Consider the following 25,430-nt stretch of genomic DNA (forward strand, 5'->3'; position numbering starts at 1 on the left):
AAAGTAGTCCAGTGACTTTGTGAGTAATCGTATCCGGCATTGGACACAGGGGAAATCACAGAAACAATGGCACGCAGGCACACCCCAGACCAGGTCATCGTTGAAGTCCGTAAAGGACAAAAGTTGCTCAACGAAGGCCACCCGATGATCAAAGTCATCAGGGAACTGCAGATCACCGAAGCCACCTGGTACCGCTGGCTCAACCAGTACGGATCGAAAGAAAAAGCCGAAGCCGGCAAACGCACCCAAGAGCTGGAAAAGGAAAACGCCCGCCTAAAAAATGCTGTTAGCCGATTAGCTGCTCGCCAACGACATCCTGACCGAGGTGGCTATGGGAAAATTCTAAGCCCCGAACCACGCCGCCTGCTAGACGAATCAGGAATTAGGATTGCTTAGCCCAGCTGGGTGTCCAAGGCATCTCGGATGTCCCCGCAAACCGAGTTGAGCAAGGAAACCACATGGGGACTTAGCAAGCTCTGCGCGCGAGAGATCGGAGCGCTCAAAGATAAGGCCAGCGTCCGGTGCTGCTCGAATATTCCGATGTATCCACCTATTGCGGCGAGTTCCGGTTCGGTCCGGCCGATGTTAATTGCATATTTCCTGGCCCGTACCTGCGCAAGTTCGGACAGCAACTGCGCGAGGCCGTCTTCGTCCAGCTCGTTCCCGTAGCTCCGGGTTGCCCGGCGGCGGTAGAGCTGGACGATGGCCGCATCGGAGAGGGCCGACAGTGCGGCCAGCCCGGCGGCGGAGGTGCCGGCAGCCAGCACCGTTCCCGACCGGTCGCCGATCCGCACCAGCTGTGGGCCCTCGACGCTGTGCAGGAAGTGGACGTTGACGCCCACCCGCTCCACCAAGTTCACGGTCTCACCCGATTCGGCGGCCAAGGCATCGAGGTGCGGGCGTACCGCGGCCACCAGTTTGCGCACCGGATTCGGAGACGCATCCAGGCGCAGGCTGGGGCCGGCGCAATAGCGCCGCTGCTCATCCTGCAACGCGAATCCCCGGTAGACGAGGGTCGCCATGAGCCGGTGGGCGGTGGAAGGCGCCACACCGAGCTCCTTGGCCGCGTCGACGACGCGCACCCACTCGCGCTCCTGGAGCAGAACCAGCAGCTTCAGGGCGTTTTCGACCGACTCGATGGCATGGGTTGGTCTCTTGACGATCCGATTACTTTTCTGCACAACAGAATTCTACGGGCTAGCGAGTTTCGTTGATCCGCGACCGCGTCAAGGTCAGACAAGTGCCGGTGAGCGCATGATGCCGGCGAAGAAGCTGGCCAGCTCAGAGTGTGCGTCCAGCGGCAGCACGTGGGCGACGTACTGGTCGGGGCGGACTACCACGATGGCGCCGCGCTCGCGGTCGATGCCGCGCGCTTCGAAGATGTCGTTCGCCGTGTCCGCGGTGAAGACTTTCTCGTAGTCGATGAGCCCCAACGGCGCCTTGCGCGGAAGCAGGAACGCGGGCACCTCTCCCGGTTCCACCTCGCGGTGGCCCTGCTGGAGCACCGCGCGCACGTCGAAGACCGCGTCGTCGTCGGACCCGGCGGGGGTGAAGGAGCGCACCGGTGAGGAGGGGTCCTCGGCAAGGAAGGCGCACAGCGCCGCCAGACGGGAATCGGCTGCGTCGGAACGTGCGGCGTCGGCGAACGCGTAGATTCGCCAGCGGCCGTCGGCCAGGGCCTGATGCCCGAGCTGAAGCGGCTTCGCGTCGGCGAGCCGGATCACCGGTGAGGAGTGGAAACGCTCGCCGACCGGGAAGCCGGAAGCCAAGTGCTCGTGGGTGTTCGGTCCGGTGATCATGCTCGGGGAGTAGTCGGTGGCGAATCCGGCAGTGAATCGGCCACCCTGGGTGAAGATGCCCTGGCGTTCGGCGGCGTCCATGCCGCCGGCCTTAGGGTTGGCCGGGTCCTTGGGTTTGGCCGCCATGGCGGTGGACCATTTGAGATCGAAGTCGATCAACTCCTGGGCAATGACCTGGCGCTCGGCCGAGTAGGTGTCCAGCAGGGACTCGGGGCTGCGTCCCTGCAGCACGGCTGCCAACTTCCAGCCCAGGTTGAAGCCGTCCTGCATGGAGACGTTCATGCCCTGGCCTGCCTTGGCGCTGTGCGTGTGGCAGGCGTCCCCGGCGATGAACACGCGCGGGGTGCGGGTGCCGCGGTCTTCGGGAAGCACGTCGTCGAAGCGATCGGCAATGCGCTGGCCCACCTCGTACACGCTCCACCAGGCGATGTCCTTCACGTCCAGCGTGTAGGGGTGCAGGATCTTCTGTGCTGCCTCGATGACCGAGTCGGAGGTGAAGCGCCCGCGGGCCTCGCAGTCGCCCGGGTCGATGTCGCCGAGGTCCACGTAGAGGCGCACCAGGTAGCCGCCCTCGCGCGGAATCAGCAGGATGGATCCGCCGGATGCCGACTGGATGGCCGCCTTCAGGCGGATGTCGGGGAAGTCGGTGACAGCCAGCATATCCATGACGCCCCAGGCGTGGTTGCGGGCATCGCCTTGCATCTTGATGCCCAGCGAACGGCGGGTGTTCGAGCGGGCGCCCTCGCAGCCCACGGCGAACTTGGCGCGGACGGTGATGTCGTTGCCGGGTTCCTCGCCCGTGCGTCGCAACGTCGCGGTGACGGGGTAGTCGCCGGCCTCGGCGACGGTTACATCGATGAGTTCCAGGCCGTAGTCGGGGACCAGCCGGGAAGGGGAGTTGGCCATGTGCTCGAGCAGCAGGTCCTGCATGCGGGCCTGGTTCACGATCACGTGGGGGGTACTCGGACAGGCCGTCGGCGACGTCCTGGATCCGGCCGGTGCGTGCGATGCCGTCGGCGGAGTCCGGGCCCCAGAAGCTGGTCTCATTGACCCAGTAGGCCTCACGCATCAGGCGCTCGGCCAGCCCGAAGCCGTTGAACATCTCCACGGTGCGGCAGGCGACGCCGTCTGCGTGTCCCAGCTCGAGGGCCGCCTCGCGGCGCTCGATGACCAGCGTGGAGATCTCGGGGAACTCGGCCAGTTGCGCGGCAAGGACCGACCCGGCGGGGCCGGTGCCGGCGACGAGTACGTCAACCTGTTTGGGGAGTGTTCCCGCGGTCCGGCGTCCGGGGGCCGCGGGGCGGATGTCGGGGTCGCCCGGGCGGTAGCCATCCTGGTAGAACTGCATGGTGCTCCTTGCTCTGCTGCGCCTTGGGCGCCGTGATCTGTCTTGCTTAACGTAGGGCTGGTTGTTTCAAATTCACCAACAAATTCTGCACAAAGGAATGCTGGTAGTTCGTTGTGCCTGCCTCCAGAACCGGTGACGGCAGCCAAATTGCCCAGCCTCCGTAGAGCAGCTGAGCAAGATTCCTACTCTGGCAGTGGTGGAGTAATTGCTGGCGGAAGCCTTGCTGCGATTCCACCTTCGGTGACCCGAGCGCCGCCGCTCTAAGTAGATGCGAAGAGAAACACGAGGTGGCAATCTTTGAGATGATCAGCTTCTGACCCATGGAGCTGAGACCGGGCAACAGGTGCGCTATGCAGCTACCACCTGCTTTCTGCCACCCGAGCGGAGCTACTGCTGCGCTTGGGGCGGGGTGAAGAGGCCCAGCTGGAATACGGTATTTCGGGACGGAATGAACCGCGGACCAGTAGCTCGGTGGACAATACGCTGAAGCCCATGGCAGCGCTCATTTCCTATACGACTTTTGACAGCATTGATGCTTTCGCCCAATCGGTATTCTGGGGTCAAGTTCTCGGTTTTCAACAAGCCCCGGATGATCCGAACGTTGCCGGGGGACGAAGAGCGCATGATCTTCTCCGCCGACGGTACGCAGCGCTTGCTGTTCATTCAGGTGCCCGATGCCAAACAGGTCAAAAACCGTGTGCATCTTGATCTGAAACCTACCAATGGCACCCGCGACGAGGAGCTAGCCCGGTTGCTGGCTCTGGGAGTGGAAGAAGTTGATGATCTGCGTAATCCGGATGGAACCGGGTGGGTGATTCTTGCCGATCCGGAGGGCAACGAATTCTGCATCCTACGCAGCGACGCCGAACGCGAAACTTTAGAAAGGGACGTGAACTTGTAATTCGAGGGGCTAACGTTGGGCCATGACACAAAGCCAAATCACCCTCGGAGCAATCAACCTCGAGGCGGAGAATCCCCAAGCCTTAGCGACTTTCTGGGCCAGCGTCACCGGAAGTGAAATTTCCGGTGGCGGAGACAGCTTTTATTTGCCGCCCAACGGGGCCGGCGGGTTTGGCATGTTCTTCCAGCCGGGTACGCGGCCACGCGCTGAATCGCAGGTTGCACACTGGGACCTCACTGTTCCGTGGGGTTCACGCGCCGAGGAAGTTCAACGAGTAATCGCCTTGGGAGCCATGCATAAGTGGGATGTACTCGAAGAAGTGGCGCACGTTCAGTGGACCACACTCGCCGACCCGGAAGGCAATCTTTTCTGCATCGCGGAACACCCGCCCGTCAATCAGTAGCAGGTAGCCGGTGACCTCTTTACAGAGAGGTCACCTCGGGTGGGTCTATTCGCCCAAGTGCCTTCCGACATTGTAATATTTCGAGATTCCGTTCTTCGGCCCCCGGGCACCGAGGAACATCGCGTTGCTGGTGTTCCGCGGGCTGTTCCTCACCATGTGGCCGCGCGGGTCGAGCATCCGCGGCAAGCGCAAGCAGCCGCACGCCCTGGGCAGCATTCTGAATGTTCGTCGCCGGGAATATCCTGAGCGAGATCGGCTGACCCTTAGCGCTCACCGCGCACCTCGCAGACAATCTGGCCGCGATCGCTGAAATTGTCAGTGCGGACTCAAACCCGAAGGGGCGTTACCGGCAGCGCATCTGGACCCGGAAGATCCATCCATTGCGGCGCTGCCGCTGGGAGATCACCCCGGCTGCAGAGGTCGCCGAGCTGGCCGCATTCTTGGCCAGCGGACGTACCCGACACGTCACCGGAGCGACAATCGATATTACCGGTGCCGACTACGTACGCTAGAAGGACCAGTCAACAGTGTCTTTCTGCGTCCGAGAACCCAACTACGGCGCACGGTGGCCCCAACGTTCCTAAGGGATCCATGTCTAACCAGCTTCCAACGGTGACCAGCACACCGGTTCAATTGAACCGCTTCATTGCCGATTGCATGCAGGCATTAGGCGCATCCGTTACGGACGCCGAGTACATGGCCGGGCAATTGATTTCCTCCGAATTGGCGGGGCACGCCTCGCACGGACTGCGTCGCCTTCCCGAATATGTGGATCGGGCGCTCGCCGGACACGCGAAGCCTGGAGCGCAAGCGACTGTGGATCTGGACAGCGGAGCCTTGGTGCGGCTGGACGCGCACGAAACTTATGGGCACTTTGCGCTGCGTGATGCGACCGCGCTCGCCGTAGAACGATCCAAGAAGTACGGAATTTCGGCGGTAGCGGTGCACAGCAGCGAATATGCCGGGCGGCTGGCGCCCTTCTGCGAACAGGCCGCCGACGCGGGTGTGGTGACGCTGATCTTCGGCAATAACAATGGCGCAGGACAGATCGTGGTGCCTCCCGGTGGGTCGCAGGCGCGGCTCTCAACGAACCCGTTGGCAGCCGGGGTGCCTCGCGCCGAGGCGCCTCATCTGGTGATCGACTTCGCGACCAGCGCGGTGGCCAGCGGGCGTCTCGCCGAAGAGCGGGATCGCGGCAACACGCTGTCCAAGGAATGGGTGGGCGCCGACGGGCTGCTGAAGCCTTTCGGCGGTTTCAAAGGCTTCGGTTTGGGGTTGCTAGTCGAGGCCCTCGGCGGAGCGCTCTCGGGTTCGCAGACGGTGTCCGAGCGGAAAACCGCAGACCACCAGGGAACGCTGATCATCGCCATCGATGTGGCTCAACTGCGTGACCTGGAGGAGTACACGGCACAGATTGAAGAATTCATCAGCTACGTCAAAGGCAGCGAGCTGCAGGATGAGACCGAACCCCTCCGGGTACCGGGGGAGAGATCTCCGGTTCCGGCGCAGATCGAAGCGGCCACGGCCATCACGCTGAACGTGAAGACCTGGGAGAACATGCAACGAGTGGGCGCCGCGCTAAATGTGGAGATGCCAACGGAGATTTGAGAGCTTCCAACGGATACCGCGGAACTTTTCCCAGCTGGCCGCGCCATGATTGATTAACGGTTATGAGATTTCCAAGATAGCGTCGCTGAACCGTTGAATCCGGTTGAAGCCCGGAGAGCCGGAGCCTGCCATGAGGACTTTAGGATCTCTCCGGGTAGGTTCCGTCTCCCAGATCCGGATTCGCCAAGGACTGCAACGGGTCATTGATGAAGATCCGCCGACCGTCCATGCGCAGCCTGCGCAATCCTTCAAGTGTCATGCGGCGCGCAACATCCGTGAAGGAATGCACGCGGGACATATCAACGTGGACTTCGCTGAGCGAAGTGGAATCAGCCATGAGGTCCAAGAGCTCCGCGGCCGCAGTGAATTGCACGTTGCCCTGCAAGGTGAATACCTCGCGGCTGCTCTCTCGCTGCACCCCGACGACCTCCAGCCGGCCATGGCTTGGCGCAAACAGATGCAGTCCCATATCCGCAGACAAGCGCTCAAAGGCACGCCGGGCGCGCTGGCTGTTGCCGTGCTCGTCCAGCCGCGGCGAGAAGCCGCCGATCCCCACCTGGTCGGGAAGCACGCCCACCAGGCCGCCGGCCACTCCGCTCTTCGCGGGGATGCCGACTCTGGTGAGCCAGTCTCCGGCACCGTCATACATTCCGGCGGTAGCCATGACCGCCATGACCTGGCGGGCTACGTCCGTGTCGATGACGCGCTCATGAGTGCGCGGCTGCACCCCGCCGTTGGCGAGCGTGGCCGCCATCATCGACAGGTCGGCCACGGTCACCAATATTGAGCACTGGCGCGTGTACCCGGCGACTACCTCATGCGGGTCGCTGGTGAGGATTCCGTAGCTGCGCAGCATATGCGCGGTGGCAAGATTTCGATCCGCCGTAGCAAGCTCGGAGGCGCAGACGCTTTCGTCGATGCGAAGTTCCCGGCCGGCAAGCTGCGAGAACATGCTCAGCGTGCGCGCCACACGTGCTTCGGGGTCTGCGCGCTCGCCGACGAGCAAGCCGTGCGTGGCGATGGCACCGGCATTGATCATCGGATTCTTCGGACGGTGAGTGCCGCCTTCAAGGGACAGCTCGTTGAAGGCCTCGCCTGAGGGCTCAACGCCAATGGACTCCAGCACCCGGTCTATTCCGCGGTCCATGATCGCTGCGGCATAAGCGAAAGGCTTGGAAATGGACTGGATGGAAAATTCTGTGTCTACGTCCCCGGCCGAATAGGTGCTTCCCGTGCCGGTGGTGACGGCCAGGGCGAACAGATCGGGGTTGGCTTCTGCTAGTTCCGGGATGTAGCTTGCAGTTGCACCCGTGGTGTCTTCGCGGAGAGTGCTGAGTACTTCGTTGAGGTAGTCAGGTATGGGAGTTTTCATGGCTTGGATCCTCATCGGCAGAATTGAACTAGCGGGGATTGGCGCAATATGGTGCGTTTAGAAACGGGTGAACTATTCCTGCGTTTCTAACCTACCGCGTGACTTTCGGTATTTCGCGCTAGCTTCTGTCGTCGCAAGGGTGGCTGCCGCCGTGGCCGACCGTGATGAGGTATTGGTATGAGCTAGGAGAAATACATGGAGATCGTGCCCTTGGACAAGACCATGGAGCTGATGCGCGGTATCAGTGCTAGCCCTTTGGTCTACGCCTCCACCCTTGGTCTGGACATTGGCGGTGCAGAGACGAACTCCGGCTTCGTCGGAGACTTGAATGCCGCGTATCGTATGCGGCAGGGCGCGGGCGGCATCCGTGATGCTGAAGCCATTTTTCTCGGTTTTGAGCCTGTCTCTACACTGATGAAATCCAACAGGATGACAGGCTGCAGGCGGGTGGGGACGTACCATTTTGGAAGGGGGCGGCAGTAGAACCGGCTGTACCGGCCTTCCTACGCTCGGATGCCAGCTGCCGGTGGTGCATCTCCCAGTTCTTCCCAGTGATCTAGGGGAATGCACCCCCCCCGGATCTGGACTTGCCATCGGTGGTTAGTCCCGCCTCTGTAATGGCGTCCGTGCAACCGCGGCACCTGGGAACAAACAACTTTGCTTATACAGCTTTTTTGTTTTCTTGTCTAACAACTCTCAACCCGTAGTAGGGGATAATAGTTGTAACAGGTGGTGGGTCTTGATGTAGTCTCTATTCTTCGCGAATTAGATTTCCGCATCGCTGAAAGAGCCGGAGTACACAATCTTTTAGTGGCGGTGATGCCTTCGGTGGAACGAGTCTCTGCGCGCACCATTCGTAATTCTATTGCTCATCAAGGTTCTCCGGTACGTCCCCTGTTTGCGGGCCGAACAGCCACCGATGGTGTTCTTGAGCAAGCGCGCGCAGGGCAGATTGACGTGCTCACGGAGCAGTCGCTGCAGCTGATCCTCAAAGGTACAGTTTTCACTCCTGAGCCTTTCGAGCAGGCCGCTTCTGTTCAGCGGAAGAACCCGCGCAAAGTGCCGTGGGGGAGTTGGGCGATCGAACGGTGCCTTTTGTTGGCTGATATGCCAATGCATCAGTCGGAGATCGCAGGATATGTGGGTGTGAGCCAGCAGATGGTATCGCGCGTTTGTAAGAATCTCGGCCCTCTGGTCACTAGCCCCATTTTCCCTTGATGGGGCTCGAGGTTTGCGCTTAGGCTACCGGGCCAATGTATTGTTCGATGAGGTTGCGGTCGGCTTGGCGGATATTCGCTTTTGTCGCGTACTGGCTCCAATTATCAATGGCATCATTGACCTCTGAAATAATGCTCTTATAACCAACGATGCCGTGTTGCTCTCCAAACTGGTGCATCTGTGAGGCAGTGACGTGCAGGAACTTGCCGTTGACCCCCATTAGATGCTGGTCAACCCATTCACTATCCTCGCGGTAAGAGTAAGTGATGTCATAGGCTGGCGCGAGCGACCACTTCCCCTGCTCGTCCATGAGAAACGAGTGGTTTTTGGAGTGGTCATCACAGTTCCAAGCGGCATAGTTGAACACCATGCGACGGAAGGCTTCGGCCTTAGTCTCTTGGCCTAGATTCAACTCGCTAATGGTTTGCAGGAACTGTGCGTAGTCGTGGGTACCGACCAAGTTGAAGTCTAGATGTTTCATCGCGCACAAGCTTTGCATGTGCAGTTTCTCTAGCCCTCCAGGGCGGTCGAACCTTCGTATCATGAAGTGTGAACGACCGTTTTCGTGGTGCAAACGCGTTTCAGGCATGGTGATTCCGGCAGCTTTAGCCATAAGCGAATAGGCGTATTCGATAAGTCCGAACCCCATGGTGTCACCGAGTTTCTCGTCTTGGACACCGTCGAATTTCAGTAACCAAGATTCGGTTCCGGCAACAGGTTCCTGCCCGGGGGTGATATGCCCGTTGTCAGGGTTGAAGTTGATGACCGCTTTGGCTCTGGCGCCGCCGGCGCTGGTTCCCACTGCCAATATTTGAGCTAGAGCGGCTTCTGATTCGATGTCGTCGTTCAGGGTGCCTGCAACTGCCTTGCGTGCTGAAACTACGAGGTCGCTGAGGACCAAGACGGTGGCTTTTGATGCTCTAGGGCTGGTTGCTGGTTCGAATTCGAGGGCTCCCATGGCTCGACTGCCAGTGTAGGCAAGACGGTCAAGGACGGACACATTTTTTGGGTCGGCTCCTCGGCGTGCCATTTCAGCGTTGATTATCGCATTGCCGAACCTGTCTGGAAGCGAGTCGGCGATCCCGGGAGGTAGTTGCCTCCACGTGTTTTCGCTGAGACCAGGGTAGGTGAAAGTCCTTTTCCTCGGCGAGGGCTTCATGCTCAGCGGGAAGAAGCTTCGGTTGGGTTCGGCGCCGGGCGCGAATTCGAAGGTGTAGGCGTTTCGGACGTTGCCGCGGTTTAGCGCGCCGATAGTCTTGCCCCAGGCTTTGACTTCGATGACGTTTACGTGTTCGAAAGCCATTTAACGAGTTCTCCTTGAGGCGCGTTGTGGGCGTGCTGGCTTGTTTTTGGAGAGGCGGAGGGCTTCCATCGGGCTGAGTTCGCTGTAGCCCTCGTCGAGTGAATCGATGATGTCGAGACGGTCAAGCGCTCTCAGAGCGCGTAGAAATGTTTCGAGCTTCACTCCGCGGCCGTTTTCAAGGTTTTGGAGTGCACTGAGGGACAGGTCGCTGGCGCGTGCGAGATCAGATTGGGTGGTGTCTCTACCTAGCCGTGCTTCGCGGATCAACTGGCCTACGCGATGCTCTAGATCACCGATGGTTTCCATAACTCTTACCTTAGCAACTTTTACAATGATTTTGTAGGATAATAAGTTCGTTGGAAACTATTACTGGAGAAGTTTTTAGAATTGCTAAAGCAGTTGTTATGCCCGATACATGTGCCAAAGCATGCAAACGCAACTTTGAGTATTTGCTACTTTCGCCATCGCTGAACCAATCAAGAATTACCTCAAAGTGCATCGGGAAGTGTTGATCGTTTTGAGCTGACCAATCCAACTGTGAAGGGCTTGGCCATGAAGGGATTGACGGTGTGGAACGTGCTTAGTTCACGTCCGACGCTGTTTGCCAATGGTATTCATGAAGTTGCTCGTTCATGGATGGGGGATTCGGTTGGCCCTTGATGAAAAGGAACCAGAAAGTAGCAACCCGCCACTGCGATCTGACTCTTTACAGCGTATCTAGCGCGGGCTGTGAGTGCTCACCGTCCCTGACGATGATCTTGAAACCCTTCTTGACGATGACCCTGTGCCTACGACGGGCCATATGCGCGAAGACGGGAACCTCCACATCAACGAAGTCGTGGATGCGGATCACTCGCTGCGCGTCATCTGTTCGCTGAATGCGTCCGATCAGCTGCTCGATCTTGCCCTTAAAACTCGCGGGGGAGACCATGAACAAGGTGTCCAGTGTAGGCAAATTGAAACCCTCTCCAGCAATCTTGTCTGAGGCCACCACCACGTAGGAATCCCCTGCCTTCTCCACCTCTGCCAGTTGCGCGCTGATTGCTTGACGTTCTTTCTTGCTGAGTTTGCCGTGAAGTTCGATCACCGGGGTGGTGGTGCCCGAATTTTTGATGAGTTCAACAAGGTTGTGGATCTGTCCGGTGCGATTGGAAAGTACTAGGCAGTGTCGGTTCTCATTTAGCTCCGAGACCACCAGATCAGCCACCTGTTGGTTGCGCACCGGATCGTGGGCGATCTCGTTATATAGCTCCTGCATTCCGGCGCCGTCGGTTTCCTGTGTTTGGGGCTCAAAGGGTGTTTCATGGACATGCAGTTCACGCGTGGCAGCCAGTGGGATCCCAGCTTCATGGCGGATGGGCCCGCATTGCATAGTGATTAGGCTATTGAGCTCATCTGCACGGTAGGGTGTTGCCGTGAGTCCCACCCAGAAGCCTGCTTTGATCTTCTCGACGGCAGCCAGGGTAGAAGGTGCGGCGACCGAATGGCATTCGTCGATGATGATCTGGCCATAGCCAGTGAGCGTTTGGGGATCGGCGTTGCGGCCGCGTAGCGACTGCATCATGACAAGGTCCACCTTCCCGCTGAGCATTCGTTGGCCATCACCAAGCTGTCCGATCAATTGTGGATCCAGGCCCAGGAAATTCTGCAGGCTTTCGCGCCACTGGCCCAGCAATTGTGTGTTGTTTACCAAGATTGCGGTGGGTACCTGACGCTGTGCAATCAATGCGCAGGCGATGACGGTCTTTCCGGACCCGGTGGGCGCGACGATAACTCCTTCGCGGTGAGGCAGGATGGAGTCGAGCATCTCTTGTTGTTCCGTGCGTAGCTCACCCTGGAATGGCTGCTCCAGCTTGGTCCGAGGCTTGCGCGGATAGGTGACCTTCACCGTGAAACCGGCGGTGCGCAAAATCTTGATGGCTTCGTCGGTGACGCCTCGTGGCAAGAGCAATTCTTCCTCGGTGTGACTGAAACATTGGATCAGACGTGGAAACCCGTAAGTGCTCATGCGCTGCGCTTGCCTACGGTAGAACTCGGGGTTAGCCTGGCACGCCAGATGCTTGAGCTCGGTAATCACGGCACTGGGCAACACCGGCAGCGGGATGTGCAGGTGGGCTTCGCGCAGCACTCGAATCGGCTGGTTTTTGACCAGACCTCGCAAACTAGCAGGTGGACGACGCGGTGCTGGTTCGCTGGCCGAAAGCTTGGGACCGACGCTCACGTTGCCCAATTCTTTTAAGTAATCCATTACCGCCTTGGCGCTCGCCGGCACTACCTGATCCAACGCCGAGAAATAGTCTGGCAACGGTTCAAAGGTTTCCGGGTCAACAAACACCGTTCGCCCTTGTGCACGGGCTGTTCCTTCCAATGGCAACGCGATGAGGTTGCCCAGCCTGTTGGCGCCCGGAGACTTGACCGGCAACGTGTCCTGCGAAGGGAAGAGTCGGTCGTAACTTTCCAAGGGCAGACCGGTACGGTATTCCATGGCTCTTCGAATAATTCCGGCACCCATGGCCCGGGCCTGAATTGCGGGGATGCGCTCGGTGAAGAAGATCCATATATGTGCGCCTTGACCCGATCGCGAAATCTCCATGAGGTTATCAAATCCAGCACCACGTGCTGCCGCAGCATAAGCGGTGGCGTCTGCCTTCCATTCACCCTTATCAAAGTCGCACACCAGTAGGTAACAATGGTCATCATCCATCAATGGGTACAGGCCAACGTGATAAGGATGAGTTCCTTCGGGAGTGGGCTTCAGATGCTGATAAATCACATCATCGCTCAGCGGCAACAAATCGGACTTGGTGACCTCCTTGGGGCTAACCCAGCCCTTTGTCTTCGGTCCCCAACCTTTCTTGCCAGTCTTGGCACTTAACCAGCTTGTCGCAAATGCATCAGTCCGACCGCGGAACCGAGAACGGAAGAGTTGTAGTTTGTCCTCTGCTGATGACAAATGAGTAATCGTTGAGGTGACTGGGGTAGCAGCCGGGATGGCTGGCAGTTGCATGGGTACGGGCGCTGGTGCCGGCGCAACAATCGAGGATTCTAGTGCCGACAGGTCTGCACGCACCAAATGAAGCTGGTGCTCCAAGGCAGCGACGCGTTGTTTGAGCCACGCGACCTGATTGCTGATGTCATCCTGAGCTGGCACAGACGATCTCCTGGTGGAACGAACCTTGCTTCATCAGCATAACCAGTGGCGTGCCCTCTCATCGGTAAGAAGTACACTGCGCTGTACTGCATTGGTTGTGCGGTTGTGCGGTTGTGCGGTTGTCGCTGAGGGCCTGAATATAGCACTCGGTCAACGTGAACTTCCCTTTTTCCTGAGGTCTAAAGGCGATGAAATACCCCCGATACCTTACGGTCGCATCAACCCTCGTGCGGCTCGATCGCTGCCACTTCGACGGTTTCCAACTTCGGGTGCAGGTGGTCTCCGTGCTCAACCACCCCCGTGACCCAGCTGATCACCAGCCCGTCCTCGGTGTCCTCGAGGATGGCGAGGTTGTTATCGAACCACGGCCCTTTGATGCCGTTCCAGCGGAAGGGCGGGGCCGGCACATGGGCCCTGCGCGCCATCCACGCCCCGAACGGGACGGCCGGCCCCAAGGCCAGGGCCGCGGCAAAGTAGCGCATGAACCGGGGCAGCGGGTTGCGGATGGGCGAACATACCGCCTGCAGGATCCTGCTCCCGTTCTCGCGTTCGACCTCGGAGACATAGGAGAAATGCACGTCTCCGGAGAGGAAGGTGACGGTCTGCGGGGCGGGGCCGCGCTTTCCATCGGCGACCTCGGTGGCCCACCGGGCGACGTTCTGGAAGCTTTGTTGGAACGCCGCCCAATGTTCAAGGTCCACGGCCCGGCGCAGCCGTTCGCCGAGCCACGCCCGGGCCGGGCCGCGTTCTCCGGAAGAGTAGACCTCGTTCCACGCTTCCACGTGATGCAGGCCCATGGGCAGCAAGAAGGGCAGCGAGGTAGCGACCAGCAGGTGGCGGAATCCGCCTTGCATGTGCTCGTCGAGCCACGCACTTTCCGGTGCGGCATCGACGCGCTCGGCGAACCGGTCCAGGTCGGCAGTGATATCCAATTCTTCGGGGCCGGTGTGGGAAGCGATGCGTTGCCACAGTGGATCTGCAGCCCGCCCCTCGGGGGAGAGGTTGCCCAGGTGCTGATAGATCCAATATGAGCCGAGGCCCGCAACAATGCGTTGGTGCCACCAGCTTCTCTGCTCCATGTCCTGTTTCCAACTCCGCGAGGAGTTCCAATCGTCGCGGATGTCGTGGTCGTAGAAGATCATGGCGCTGGGCAGGGTGGAAAGAAGCCAACGGTTGGCCGGGTCGGACCAGGCCAACCGGTACAGGTGGGCGTATTCCTCGAAGTCCTTCAGCTCCGCCCCGGGTTCGTCTCTGATATCGCGCCGGCTGCGGATGAACTCGCGCATCTGGTCGCTGGTGGAGTCCGCATAAACCTGATCCCCGAGGAAGAGCATCAAATCCGGCCACGGTCCGTGCCCCGTGCCCGCCATGGACAGGGCATAGGCGCGCATCGCGTCAACTCCGTGCTTGCGGTTGCCCGCCGCGTCGTGCGGAATGCTGGTGCGGCAGGACCCGAAGGCCAGCCGTGGATTCTTGGCGGGGTCGATGGTGGCGATCATGGATTCGGGGAAGCCATCCTCGCACGGCCAGATAGCTGTCCCCTGAAGATGCACGCTGTAGGGATTGACGCTTCCAACCTCCAGCCGGCTCACCTCAACTAACGCATAGTGGTGGCCGTGGGCACCAAAAGTCGGCGCACGCCATGTGTATTCACCACAACGGCCCTCGACGGTGCCAGACCGAGCGGTCTCCACCCAGATACTGGCGGAGGTAGCATCCACGTGGCGGAGCATCGGGCCAAGGACAAGGTCCTGATCGTTTCGGTGGCTCATCGATTTCCCTTCCTGATGGTGCAGGTCAACCCAGAATGGCACAACAACATCGTTGGGGATAGGCCCGGCCGCCGGGCACTGGATCAGATGATGCATAGGATGGGCTGATGAATGAATCCCCGTATCGCCAAACCCGCAGCCGCCTCGTGGCCGCCGCACCCCGAGAGATCTTCGAACTGCTCAGGGATCCCGCCATGCACCCGGTCATCGACGGCTCCGGAACGGTGCGGGCCTCGAACGGACAGGGAAGCAAGCTCACCCTGGGCAGCGAGTTCGGCATGCAGATGCGCCTGGGCATCCCGTACCGGATCAGCAATACCGTGGTGGAATTCGAGCAAGACCGGCAGATCGCCTGGCGGCACTTCAGCGGACATCGGTGGCGCTACGAGCTGGAAGCTGTCGGGTCAGGGACACTGGTCAGCGAAACCTGGGACGCCAGCCGGTTACGGCACAAGTGGCCGCTGCGGCTGATGGGCTTTACCCGGAGCACCGGGCCCAATATGGAACGCACCCTGGAACGGCTGGCCGCGCAGTTCCCAGACGCCACCGAGTAAGGGGCCCATTGCCCTGAGTAGCTCGTCGATGACGAGGGAAAACACAGCAATCCGGGGCGGATCAGCCCGCGCTTCTTCATCTTCGAGCGAGTGCTGGTGCTCCTCACCGTGGTGGCCGCCCTGTTGGCCGTCGCCTCCAAGAACGCCCGCCGGATCAACGGCTGGCTCGGCACAAACGCCGTCGCCTAGGCCTGCTATTCGCCACGGGCGCCGAATTCGAATACCCGGTGCAGCACTGTCCTGGCTGGCGGTGAACCTACCGATGACGATCATGAACTTCGAGTCGTGGAAACACTTCTTCACCTTCACCCTCACCGAGGACCGCGGCGCGGGACTCGCCTCCTTCTGGAACTTCCGGCATCAGTCCTATACGGCACGATGGCCGCGGAACCTGTGGCGCACAGGACATTCCAGAAAGCCTGGCCGGCGCAACCTTGCTTCGGCCGATAATTACCCAGCTGCTTCCGCGGTTCGCGCTGGACGACGCCAAATGACCCGGCACAACTCCACATCTGGCCCGTGCCGGTGGTTGGAACTCCGGATCTCTTAGCAAAGCCCATATCATTGCCCTATGACGCTGCCGCTGACACACATGACCGCACCCGCGATTCTCGCCCACCTTCGATCTGCAGCCATGGCATTGGTTCCGGCCGAGCGCCGGGTGGCCGAGGTGCTGCTGGCAAGGCTTGCCGAGGTTCCCGGCTATTCGGCTCAAGATGTTGCCGGGGCTGCGGGCTGCTCCACCGCCACGGTGGTGCGTGCCTGCCAAAGGCTGGGGTTCACCGGCTACCAACAATTCCGCACCGAAATCACCCGCCATGCGGTGGCCTTGGCCGAGCTGGATCCAGGCGCTCGGGAAAGCCGCCAGGATGACGTGGAACCCGGTCCGGGCGCGGTGCTCAGGGAAGATTCCGTGGCGCCGGGTCTGCCCGGCGACCAAGAGAAATTGTTGGAGCAGGTCTTTGCCGCTGCGCACGAGGATTTGCAGGCCACCCAGGCGATGCTCGACAGGGCCGAATTTACCCGTGCCGTTGACATGCTTTCCACCGCCGGCACGATCCTGATGCTCGGCACCGGAGGCTCCTCGATCCCGGCACAGGATGCGGCATTGCGCTTCACCATGGCCGGGCGGCAGGCCACCGCTCCGGGTGATGTGCTGGCCCAGCAATTCACCGCACGTCTGCTGGAACGCGAGGACGTGTGTGTGGCCATCAGCTTTTCGGGCGCCAACCGCCATACCCTGGACGCAGTTGACGCGGCCCGGCTTGCAGGTGCCCGGGTCGTTGCCGTGACCAGCACCGGGCTGAGCCCGCTGGCCAAGCTTGCCGATGCCTGTCTGGTCACCGGCACTGCCAGCGCCGCCTCCGAGATCCTGTCCAGCAGGGTGGCGCACATGCTGGTGCTCAATGCTCTGAACCTTGCGGTGCAGCAACGTGCGGGACAACCCGGTTTCGGCCCGTCTAAGGCCTTGGCCGGGCTGCTTTCTCGGACCTTGCAGGGACACGAAGAGGCCCTTGACTGACTTCCCCTCAGTCCTGGATGAATTCTTATTTGTCCGGACACCCGCAGGTGGGAAACAGTTAATCATCCGGTCATCTGGAGAGGATGAAATCAATTTGTAACGAAGTTTCCCCGCCGGGGGAACGAGGTAACGAATTGAGGAATGATCCTGCATGCCGAGCATCTTGGAAGCCAGCACCGCGGTGCCGAACCTGCGCCAGGTTCCCTCCACAGGACTCGGCAGGTTGTATCGTTCGGCGGCCCCCAACGCACTGGATGCCGCCGGCATCCGAGATCTTGAGGCACTGGGTGTAAGCACGATAGTGGATCTGCGCGAGCCCTTCGAGAGTGCCGCACGCCCGGACTTCCTCCCCGCCGGTACCGCATATCTCCAGGTGCCGCTGTATCGCGGAGCGCTGCCCCTGTCCACACCCATTGAACAGGTCTACCGAGGATTGCTCAACGACCGCGGCACGGAAATAGCCAAGGCGGTCAGCGCCATTGCGACGTCCCTGCCCTCCGGTGTGCTGCTGCACTGCGCCGCGGGCAAGGACCGGACCGGATTAGTGGTGGCGTTGGTCTTGGAGGTCGCAGGGGTACCGCGGAAATTGATCCTTGATGACTATGCGCGCAGTGCCGCAAACCTACCGGACAGCTTCCGCGAGCGAGTGAACCAGGAACTGGCCTCCGCGCTGGGCGACGGTGACGAATTGCAGGCGGCACTGCACCTGCACCTACAAAGCCCGGCCCCAGCCCTTGCCGGAGCCCTTGACCTGGTCGCCGAACGCTTCGGTTCCGCCGCCTGCTACCTGCTGGCCCACGGTTTGGCACCCGCCGAGCTGGAAATATTACGCCAAGAGTTGGCTGGCCCCAGCGCATGAGCCAGCGTCAGGCCACCCTAGTCCAACTGACCGACACCCACCTGTTGGAGGGCGAGAAGCTGCTGCACGGTCGGATCGACACCTGGTCCAGCACCGTCGCGGCGCTGAGCGCCGCCGCCCACTTCGCTCCCGACGCGGTGCTTGTTACTGGAGACATCGCCGACCGCGGCCAACAGATCTACAACCGCGCCGCCAGGCTCTTCGAACGGGCCGAACAGGAACTGGGATGTCCGGTCATCGTGGTGCCGGGCAACCACGATCCGGCCGGCGCAGTGGCAGCGGGCTTCAACCGCACCCGCCAGGCCGGTGGCCCGTTCCCTGCCGACACCGTGCACGAGGTGGCCGGCCTGCGGATCATTGGGCTCGAAAGCCACGGGTTCGGTCAGGCCCAGGGCACGCTGACCCAAGAGCAACTGCAATGGCTGCTCGGCGTGCTGGCCACACCCGCACCAGGTGGAAGCGTGCTGGCCATGCACCACCCACCCATTGACGCAACTCTGCCCGGATTGGCCGGCCGCGGGCTGGCCAACCCGGCGCAGCTTGCCGCGGTGCTCGAGGGCAGTGATGTGCACGCGATCCTCTGCGGGCACTACCACCTGCCCAGCACCGGGAACCTCGGGAGAATTCCGGTGTGGGTAGCCCCCGCGGTCTCCTACAACCACAACATCTTTGCCCCTTCGCATCTGATCCAGGGCTTGGACACCAGCTGGATCAGCGTCGTGAAGGTCGGTGGCTCCACGCTGTCGGCCAGCCCGGTGCAGGTGGCCACCGCCGCGGCGGTGTTCACCCGTGAAATTGCTGCGCCCGTGAGGCAACCCGTGCTGCTGTAGCGGCTCCCACATATCCCCTTTTTCACCACTCGCACGCCGCACCTTTTCAGGGCGGCACTTCTAAGGAGAAGAAATGAAAAAACGCCTTAACATCCTGGCCCCGATGCTGCTGATCCCCGCACTTGGCCTGACCGCCTGTGCCGGCAGCGGGGACCCTGCCGGCGCCGCAGACGCGTCGGAAACCAAGACCCTCACCGTCTATACCTCCGAGCCACAGGCCAAGATCGATCAGATCGTGGAGGCCTTTGAGAAGGCCAATGACGGCACCAACGTCGAGGTCTTCCGCGCCGCCACCGGCGAACTGAAGACCCGCATCGCCACCGAGAAGCAGTCCGGAAAGATCAGCGCCGACGTCATCCTCGCCGCCGATGTCCCGACCTTCGAGACCTACGCCGCCGAGGGCACGCTGGCCAAGCTGGACATCAGCAACGCCGCCGAGCTTGATAAGAAGTTTGTTGACGAGGAAGGATTCTGGGTGGGCACCCGCATCATCCCCACCATCATCGCCTACAACACCGGCGCCCTCACCGAGGGTCCGGCCAGCTGGGCGGCACTGACCGAGGAAACGTATAAGAGCAAGATCGCCATGCCTAACCCCGACGTCTCGGGTGCAGCTGCGTTCAACACCGCGGTGTGGTTCCAGGAAGCTGGCCTAGGCCAGGACTGGCTGGAAAAACTGGTAGCCAATGAGCCAACAGTGCTGGAAAGCAACGGACCGGTCGGCCAGGCGGTGGCCGAGGGCAGCTCCGAGGTTGGCATCGTGGTCGACTACGTGGCCCGTGAACTCGCCGCCAAGGGTTCGCCCATTGCCGTGGGCTACCCGAGCGACGGTGTCCCCTACGTCTCCCAGCCTGCCGGTGTCTTTGCCGACTCGGTAAACCAGGAGCTTGCCAACGACTTCGTGGACTTCTTGGTCTCCAAGGAAGGCCAGGAGCTGGCAGTGGAGCAGTCCTACCTGCCGGTCCGCGAGGATGCAGGTGTGCCCGAGGGTGCCCCTGCCCTGAGTGAGATCAACCTGCTGGACCCGGACCAGGAAAAGATCGCCGCCGGCCAGACCGAAGCAGTTGACTTCTTCAACTCGCTGCTGAAGTAACACCTTGACCATGACGACCCACAGCATTGCCGCCACCGGTCCGGCAACCGAGACGAGAACCGACGCGGACGGAAGCTCCGCGCCGCCTCCGTCCGCTCAGCAGGCTTCCAATGCCGAAGCAAAACGGCGCCGGGTGCAGGAGCGCGACGGACTCGGTGCCCTGCGCACCGGGGTGTGGGTCGTTTTGGCGTTCCTGGTTGGCCTGCCACTGGTGGCCCTGGCGCTCCAAGGAATTCAACCCGAATCACGACAGGTCTTTGGGGACAGCGCCGTGGCCGGGGCGGCACTAAACTCGGTGGCCAGCGCCACCGGTTCGGCGCTGCTGGCCACCCTGGCCGGTGCGTTTCTGGCCGTGGTGCTCGAACGCAGCAACATCCCCGGCCGGGGCGCCCTGCGTTGGCTGGTGCTGCTGCCCTTCCTGATCCCGCCGTTTATCGGGGCCATGGCCTGGATGGCGCTGCTCGGGGCCAACGGACCGGTGAACAAGACGTTGGCCTCGCTGGGCATCGATGCACAGCTGAGCATCTTCGGCGGGTGGGGAGTGGTCTTTCTGCTGGCCGTGCATTCCTACCCGATGGCCTACCTGGTTATCGCCGCCGCAATGCGGCGCATCCCGGGGAACCTGGAGGAAGCGGCCCGCATCTCCGGGGCCGGCACCGCCCGGGTGTTGGGAACCGTGACGTTGCCGCTGCTGGGCCCGGGACTATTGGCGGCATTTGTGCTGACGCTGGTGGCAAACCTGTCTGACTTCGGGATCCCGGCGTTGATCGGGTTGCCCGAACGCTATACGACACTGACCACGCTGGTGTACCGCTATCTGGCTTCCAGCACCACCAGCAACCCGCTGCCCGCCGTCTCCGCGATTGGACTGCTGCTGTTGGTACTCGCCGTTCTTGCGGTGCTGGCCCAACGCAAGCTGCCCTCCGGCAGCCAGCTGGGTAGTGGGGGAACCGGCATGAAACTGGAACTGGGCGCCGCACGGATCCCCGTGCTGGTGCTGTTGTGGCTGTGGGTCGGCATCATCTGCCTGGTGCCGTTGCTGGCATTGGCCAGCCAAGCGCTGCTCCCAGCCCCGGGCGTCCCTCTGACCTTGGAGAACTTGACCCTGGAAAACATCATCCGCGCCGCAACCTCGCCGAACGCCGTCTCCGGGATGGGCAACTCTCTGCTGCTGGCCGGGGGAGCGGCGGTGTGCTGCACGGTCCTGGGCCTCGGCATCGCACTGCTGCTGACCCGCGGTAAACACCGCAGTAACGGTGCCCTGGACGTGGTGGCAACCCTTCCCCAAGCCCTGCCCGGCTTGGTGATTGCCGTGGGCTGGCTGCTCATCGCCCCGATGCTAGGGATCTTCAACACCTCCTGGGTGATCCTGGGAGCCTACATCATGGCGTTCATGGCATTGGTGGTGCAATCGGTGCGCGCGCCCCTGGCCTCGGTGTCAAGCACGCTGGAGGAAGCTGCCCGCACCGCCGGCGCCTCGCCGTTGCGCGCCCTGCTGGATGTCTCGGCCCGCCTAGCGGTTCCCGCAGCGCTCACCGGAGGGGTGGTGGTGCTGCTGACCGCGGTGCGCGAACTGACCATTTCCATCCTGCTGGTGGCCCCTGGCACCCAGACCCTGGGTGTGAGCATCTTCAACCTGCAGCAGTCCGGCGACTATTCGGGAGCCTCCGCGCTGGCCCTGTTGGTGGCCCTTGCAGGGATCTTGGGTCTCTCCGCGACCGCGGCACTGGCCAACCGCCGTACCGACACATAGCAACATCATGAAAGGGGGCCGTTATGGCCACCATTAAAATGAGAAATCTTGGCCTCGTTTACCCCAACGGGCACGTGGGCCTGGACGGGATCGACCTGGACGTAAGAGACGGGGAATTCCTGGCGTTGCTCGGACCCTCGGGCTCGGGCAAGACCACGCTGCTGCGAACCATTGCGGGGTTCCTCCGCCCGTCTGCCGGTTCCCTTTCCATTGACGGGAAGGACATAGCAGGGGAAGGGACGTGGGTGCCTCCCGAGAAGCGCGGGCTGGGCATGGTGTTCCAGGACCATGCAATCTGGCCGCACCTTTCCGTGGCCGGTAATGTCGGCTACCCACTAAAGCTCTCCGGTATTCCCCGGGCACAACTCGCCCGCCGGGTGGCCGAGGTGCTTGAGCAGGTGGGTTTGGCCGAATACGCCAAACGAAAGCCCTCCGCACTCTCCGGGGGACAGCGCCAGCGCGTCGCCCTGGCCCGGGCCATTGTCGCCTCGCCGAAGGCGCTGCTGCTGGACGAGGCACTCTCCGCTCTGGATGAACCGCTGCGTGCCAGACTCCGGCTGGAACTGCGTGCCCTGACTCGCGAGCAGGGGCTGACTGCGGTACACGTGACACATGACAGGGCCGAGGCCCTCGGGTTGGCCGACCGGGTAGTGGTGCTGAACGAGGGAAGGATCCAGCAGGTGGGAACCCCGGCCGAATTGCTGGAAAACCCAGCCAACTCTTTCGTCGCATCCTTTGTCTCGGACGCCACGCTATTCCCCGGCACGCTGGTGGACGGCAACTTCCACGCCGACCACCCCGGGGCCAGGTTCAACAAGCACATGGAGGTGCACCGGAATCCGGGCATTAAGTTCGTCGGAGTGCCGCAAACCGCAGTGTCGCGCTCGCGCCGCGCCGTGGCGGCGGTGGCTCCCACCGGGTTGCGGCTGGAACCTGTAGAGAATCGCGGAATCGGGACAACGGCGGGCCGTGCCCCGCTGGCTCGCGTCACTTCGTCGCTCTACGGCAGGCATGGATATGAAACCAGTGTGGATTGGGCCGGCACAGCGCTGCGCGTGCTGGTGAGCGGCTGGGTCCCCACAGAAGGGCAGCTGGTTCGTCCGGTGATCGAATCGGCGCACGTGTTCTGTGAGGAAGCCGGCGCCGCCGAGGGACGGGCAGCATGAACCCGCAGGCATGGGCCTTGGTGCGGCACGGTGAAACCGCATGGAACCGCGCCTCACGCCTACAAGGCAGGGCAGACATCCCGCTGAACGACACCGGCCGGACGCAGGCGCTGGCCACGGCCGAGGCGCTCGCCGAGGCCGGCCCCTGGGACTTGGTGGTCAGCTCCACCCTGGGACGTGCGCGCGAAACAGCACGGATTATCGCGCACCGGCTTGGAACCGGTGCCGTGGTTGAGGTTCCAGCATTGGTGGAGCGCGACTACGGGCCAGCGGAGGGCACAGACATTGCCGGTCTCGACGAGCGAGCCAAGGGCGAACTGATGGAGGCCGGGGAAAGCGCCGTGTCGGTGGTGCTGCGCGGCACCGCGGCCCTGGCCGGACTGGCTGCGGCCCATGCAGGAAAGCGATTGGTGGTTGTCAGCCACGGCACGCTCATCCGCCTGGTGCTCTCGTCCCTGCGTGGGGTGGATCATCCACGGGTGGAAAACGGGGAAGTCGTGGAACTTGACGCGGGCCTACTGTTGGATTTCGATGAAGGGCTTTCCACGGTGCGGTAAAAGCTCCTGCGCGATCGGAAATTGCAGGTGGTTCAGATTAGTGCTGCACCCAGGGCAAGCAACCAGATCACACCGTAGAAAATAAGTTTTTGCATGTTGTCTAACCAATGCATGGCTATGGAGGCAGTTCCCAGAAACTTTTCTCGGGTATTCGCGGAGGGCACAACAGGTATGTAGCTTCGGCAAGCATTGTGAGCCAAATTCGAGGCGGGTCCGATTCTTGAAAATATCGCAATATATTGCCGGGAAAACTTACAGGGATTAGTAGATGACCGTATATCCGCCTGTCTAGCTGCCTGTGTTATTAAACCGCGGTGTCCGTGGAGCCGGATTGGATGCAGTAAATTCTTGAGACCCAGAATCCACAATTAGTGAAGCCAGATTCGACATCTGTTTCAGTAACCCAGATGGTGGTTGAGACAGATCCACGGCATGGCAGTGCACAGTGGATTGGTGGCCAATCACGTCATGGGAGAGCACATCTTCTGGGCCTCTTGCGTATATGAGGTGTCCAGCATCAAGTCCGAAGCGGACACAGTACGCCAGCATCTGGTAGATATCGGCGTTGGGGTAGTTCGCGGAATCAGAGGCTTTGTACTTGGCATCGATTATGGCCAGCCGTTGTTTCGAGCCGTGCCACACGAGATCCGGGCGTAGTGCCAGTTTCGCGCCCTTATCGAGAAATGTTCCGGTTTCCTGCCGTGTTGCTTTGCCATCGATGGCAGCAAAGCTGTCAGCTAAGGCGACAGTGACAAAATCTTCGAAGATCCTCCACATATCTAAGAGGAAAGCACTGGCTGTCAGCTGGCCCTTGACCTGCTCCACCGAAGAGTTTCGGAGAATTACTTCGGAGAGGAGTATTGCCTGTCGATATCTGGAGTTGATCCTTGTGTAGCGGATAGTAGGTAGTTCTTGGCCAGGAATGTGGAGTTTGACGCCAACGAATGATTGCGTCAGTTTGCGTAGCCCAGCTCGAATCCCCGGGTCCAGCATGGGAAGTTTCAGGAGCCGGTGAAGTGCCGAAACGAGCATTCTGTTTTCTGGCACATCAGTTGTGAATTCGTCGTAGACTACCTCTGCGGGCAGTGCGAGCCCGCCCCTGCGACTGATTTGAGCAGCTATATCTAGCCGGCCTCGCATCATCGGCAACGCATCGTTAAAAGTTTCGTACCCCTGGATGATCCCATTCTGACGGATCTTCGAGACTTGCTGCAGGAAGGCCACAGCCATGACGCTGAGCAGATCCTGATCGGTGTCTAACTGGATCTCCTCATCTCGCCAGAATTTTGGGTGCAGGGCATACTGCATCATGAAGAACAGTCGAGAGACGGGAACCTTGGGACGAATTAGGATCTGTTGGTCACCAATTCGAATAACGCCGATCTTGCGAACGTTCGAAACGGTCCACTGTTCGCCACCCACCGGAGTCACCGTGGCAATGCGCATACGGTTCAGCGTTGATGCCATATCGTTTGACAACGTGTGCTGCTTCGGAGGGCTACCTTCAAATAGTTCGAGTTGCCGCATGCTCCTATCCATCCGCTGCGTTCGAGTTCTCGATTCGTACCGCGGCTTCTTTCTTCAAGTGTGCACGGAGGCTAGCGAGGCCGTACTTCTCCTCGATGTCGACTTCTTCGCCAAAGTGGTGTTCGCTCAGTAGCGGGAGGACGTCGTACTCCCAGATTTCTTGCATCTGGCCTGCCAAGAAAGTCCCGCTTTTGGGCATCAAATAACTTGGCCCCAGCTGAAAATCAGGGTTATTTATCCTGGCGTTAACCTCGGCCAAAAGCGCCGCAGGCTCAGGATCCAGCTGATGATGCTCCAGCCACTGGGGGAGGACGGATTTAACCGGTTGTTTCTCCGGGTGAAGTTCAACGAATGAGAAGCGCCGACGCATGGCTGCATCGAGGAGTGCGATGGACCGATCGCTGGTATTCATTGTGCCGATGAGGAAGAGGTTCTCCGGCATCACGAATGTGTCTTCGTCGTCCTTGCTGTATTGCAATTTGATCGGCTGGTCGCGATACTCCAGCAGGAAGTAGAGCTCGCCGAAAATCTTAGCGAGATTTCCGCGGTTTATCTCGTCGATGACCAGGACGTAGTTGTACTCGGGATTCTTGATCGCTTGGTCCACGATCCGACGCAGAGGCCCATCCTTGAGCTCATAGGTTAAATTACCCAAGCTCGTGGTGACGGGGCGGTGAGCTGTCATGATGTTGTG

General features: G+C 60.9%; 22 protein-coding genes and 2 pseudogenes. 15 read left to right on the top strand and 9 right to left on the bottom strand.

The window, feature by feature from the left end:
* Positions 1-66: 66 nt before the first annotated feature.
* Positions 67-363, top strand: a pseudogene (locus tag CIK76_RS16460) (transposase); the annotation flags it as partial.
* 29 nt (positions 364-392) lie between these two features.
* Here the strand turns inward: CIK76_RS16460 and CIK76_RS16465 are convergent.
* Positions 393-1,181, bottom strand: coding sequence for a helix-turn-helix domain-containing protein (locus tag CIK76_RS16465; protein WP_096288415.1), 789 nt, complete (start codon positions 1,179-1,181; stop codon positions 393-395).
* Between the two features lie 51 nt (positions 1,182-1,232).
* Positions 1,233-3,147, bottom strand: a pseudogene (locus CIK76_RS16470) (FAD-binding monooxygenase).
* A gap of 589 nt (positions 3,148-3,736) precedes the next feature.
* On the opposite strand from CIK76_RS16470, the gene CIK76_RS16475 reads away from it, so the two are divergent.
* The 4 genes from CIK76_RS16475 (at position 3,737) to CIK76_RS16490 (ending at position 6,059) form a co-directional block, all read left to right on the top strand.
* Positions 3,737-4,048 carry a VOC family protein gene (locus CIK76_RS16475; protein ID WP_343252145.1) on the top strand — a complete coding sequence of 104 codons (312 nt, stop codon included), beginning with the start codon at positions 3,737-3,739 and terminating at the stop codon, positions 4,046-4,048.
* 22 nt (positions 4,049-4,070) lie between these two features.
* Positions 4,071-4,451 carry a VOC family protein gene (locus CIK76_RS16480; protein WP_096288417.1) on the top strand — a complete coding sequence of 127 codons (381 nt, stop codon included), beginning with the start codon at positions 4,071-4,073 and terminating at the stop codon, positions 4,449-4,451.
* Positions 4,452-4,831: 380 nt separating this feature from the next.
* Positions 4,832-4,963: a hypothetical protein gene (locus tag CIK76_RS19940; protein ID WP_255248520.1), complete on the top strand. Its 132-nt coding sequence runs from the start codon at positions 4,832-4,834 to the stop codon at positions 4,961-4,963.
* A gap of 79 nt (positions 4,964-5,042) precedes the next feature.
* A complete protein-coding gene (locus CIK76_RS16490) occupies positions 5,043-6,059 on the top strand; it encodes an Ldh family oxidoreductase (protein ID WP_096288419.1) in 1,017 nt (338 codons plus the stop codon).
* Positions 6,060-6,198: 139 nt separating this feature from the next.
* Here CIK76_RS16490 and CIK76_RS16495 read toward each other — a convergent pair whose 3' ends face one another.
* Positions 6,199-7,431, bottom strand: coding sequence for a glutaminase (locus tag CIK76_RS16495; RefSeq protein WP_096288421.1), 1,233 nt, complete (start codon positions 7,429-7,431; stop codon positions 6,199-6,201).
* Positions 7,432-7,626: 195 nt separating this feature from the next.
* On the opposite strand from CIK76_RS16495, the gene CIK76_RS19475 reads away from it, so the two are divergent.
* Both CIK76_RS19475 and CIK76_RS16505 read left to right on the top strand, forming a co-directional pair.
* On the top strand, positions 7,627-7,914 hold the full coding sequence (locus tag CIK76_RS19475; RefSeq protein WP_096288423.1) for a hypothetical protein: 288 nt from the start codon (positions 7,627-7,629) through the stop codon (positions 7,912-7,914).
* A 246-nt stretch (positions 7,915-8,160) separates the two neighbouring features.
* Positions 8,161-8,649, top strand: a complete 489-nt coding sequence (locus CIK76_RS16505; RefSeq protein WP_176484268.1) for a hypothetical protein — start codon at positions 8,161-8,163, stop codon at positions 8,647-8,649.
* 19 nt (positions 8,650-8,668) lie between these two features.
* Here CIK76_RS16505 and CIK76_RS16510 read toward each other — a convergent pair whose 3' ends face one another.
* From CIK76_RS16510 to CIK76_RS16525, 4 genes are all read right to left on the bottom strand, one after another.
* Complete coding sequence (locus tag CIK76_RS16510) at positions 8,669-9,952, bottom strand: type II toxin-antitoxin system HipA family toxin (protein ID WP_096288427.1); 1,284 nt, start codon at positions 9,950-9,952, stop codon at positions 8,669-8,671.
* Positions 9,953-10,258, bottom strand: coding sequence for a helix-turn-helix transcriptional regulator (locus tag CIK76_RS16515; protein ID WP_096288429.1), 306 nt, complete (start codon positions 10,256-10,258; stop codon positions 9,953-9,955). It abuts the gene before it with no gap.
* A 400-nt stretch (positions 10,259-10,658) separates the two neighbouring features.
* Complete coding sequence (locus CIK76_RS16520; protein WP_176484269.1) at positions 10,659-12,545, bottom strand: DEAD/DEAH box helicase; 1,887 nt, start codon at positions 12,543-12,545, stop codon at positions 10,659-10,661.
* A gap of 776 nt (positions 12,546-13,321) precedes the next feature.
* Complete coding sequence (locus CIK76_RS16525) at positions 13,322-14,875, bottom strand: alkaline phosphatase D family protein (protein WP_255248521.1); 1,554 nt, start codon at positions 14,873-14,875, stop codon at positions 13,322-13,324.
* 107 nt (positions 14,876-14,982) lie between these two features.
* Here CIK76_RS16525 and CIK76_RS16530 point away from each other — a divergent pair, with 107 nt between their 5' ends.
* The 8 genes from CIK76_RS16530 to CIK76_RS16565 all read left to right on the top strand — a co-directional run bounded on the left by CIK76_RS16530 (position 14,983) and on the right by CIK76_RS16565 (position 23,209).
* Positions 14,983-15,429 (top strand): SRPBCC family protein, encoded by a 447-nt coding sequence (locus CIK76_RS16530; RefSeq protein ID WP_096288433.1) that lies wholly within the window; start codon positions 14,983-14,985, stop codon positions 15,427-15,429.
* Positions 15,430-16,000: 571 nt separating this feature from the next.
* On the top strand, positions 16,001-16,951 hold the full coding sequence (locus CIK76_RS16535; RefSeq protein ID WP_096288435.1) for a MurR/RpiR family transcriptional regulator: 951 nt from the start codon (positions 16,001-16,003) through the stop codon (positions 16,949-16,951).
* Positions 16,952-17,102: 151 nt separating this feature from the next.
* Entirely contained in the window at positions 17,103-17,810 is a 708-nt protein-coding gene (locus CIK76_RS16540; protein ID WP_096288438.1) for a tyrosine-protein phosphatase, read from the top strand.
* Positions 17,807-18,640 carry a metallophosphoesterase gene (locus CIK76_RS16545; RefSeq protein ID WP_096288441.1) on the top strand — a complete coding sequence of 278 codons (834 nt, stop codon included), beginning with the start codon at positions 17,807-17,809 and terminating at the stop codon, positions 18,638-18,640. The genes CIK76_RS16540 and CIK76_RS16545 overlap by 4 nt, the downstream gene beginning before the upstream one ends.
* 73 nt (positions 18,641-18,713) lie before the next feature.
* Positions 18,714-19,733: an ABC transporter substrate-binding protein gene (locus CIK76_RS16550; protein WP_096288444.1), complete on the top strand. Its 1,020-nt coding sequence runs from the start codon at positions 18,714-18,716 to the stop codon at positions 19,731-19,733.
* 10 nt (positions 19,734-19,743) lie between these two features.
* Complete coding sequence (locus tag CIK76_RS16555; RefSeq protein WP_096288446.1) at positions 19,744-21,486, top strand: iron ABC transporter permease; 1,743 nt, start codon at positions 19,744-19,746, stop codon at positions 21,484-21,486.
* A gap of 23 nt (positions 21,487-21,509) precedes the next feature.
* Positions 21,510-22,652, top strand: coding sequence for an ABC transporter ATP-binding protein (locus CIK76_RS16560; protein WP_096288448.1), 1,143 nt, complete (start codon positions 21,510-21,512; stop codon positions 22,650-22,652).
* A complete protein-coding gene (locus tag CIK76_RS16565; protein WP_096288450.1) occupies positions 22,649-23,209 on the top strand; it encodes a histidine phosphatase family protein in 561 nt (186 codons plus the stop codon). Before CIK76_RS16560 ends, CIK76_RS16565 begins: the two co-directional genes overlap by 4 nt.
* A gap of 288 nt (positions 23,210-23,497) precedes the next feature.
* Here CIK76_RS16565 and CIK76_RS16570 read toward each other — a convergent pair whose 3' ends face one another.
* Together CIK76_RS16570 and CIK76_RS16575 are read right to left on the bottom strand one after the other, a co-directional pair.
* Positions 23,498-24,736 carry a restriction endonuclease gene (locus CIK76_RS16570; RefSeq protein WP_176484270.1) on the bottom strand — a complete coding sequence of 413 codons (1,239 nt, stop codon included), beginning with the start codon at positions 24,734-24,736 and terminating at the stop codon, positions 23,498-23,500.
* Positions 24,737-24,740: 4 nt separating this feature from the next.
* Positions 24,741-25,430 (bottom strand): AAA family ATPase (locus CIK76_RS16575; RefSeq protein ID WP_176484271.1); only part of this gene is annotated, 690 nt, incomplete at its 5' end.

It is taken from the genome of Glutamicibacter sp. BW80 (genome assembly GCF_002332385.1).
Taxonomy (GTDB): domain Bacteria; phylum Actinomycetota; class Actinomycetes; order Actinomycetales; family Micrococcaceae; genus Glutamicibacter.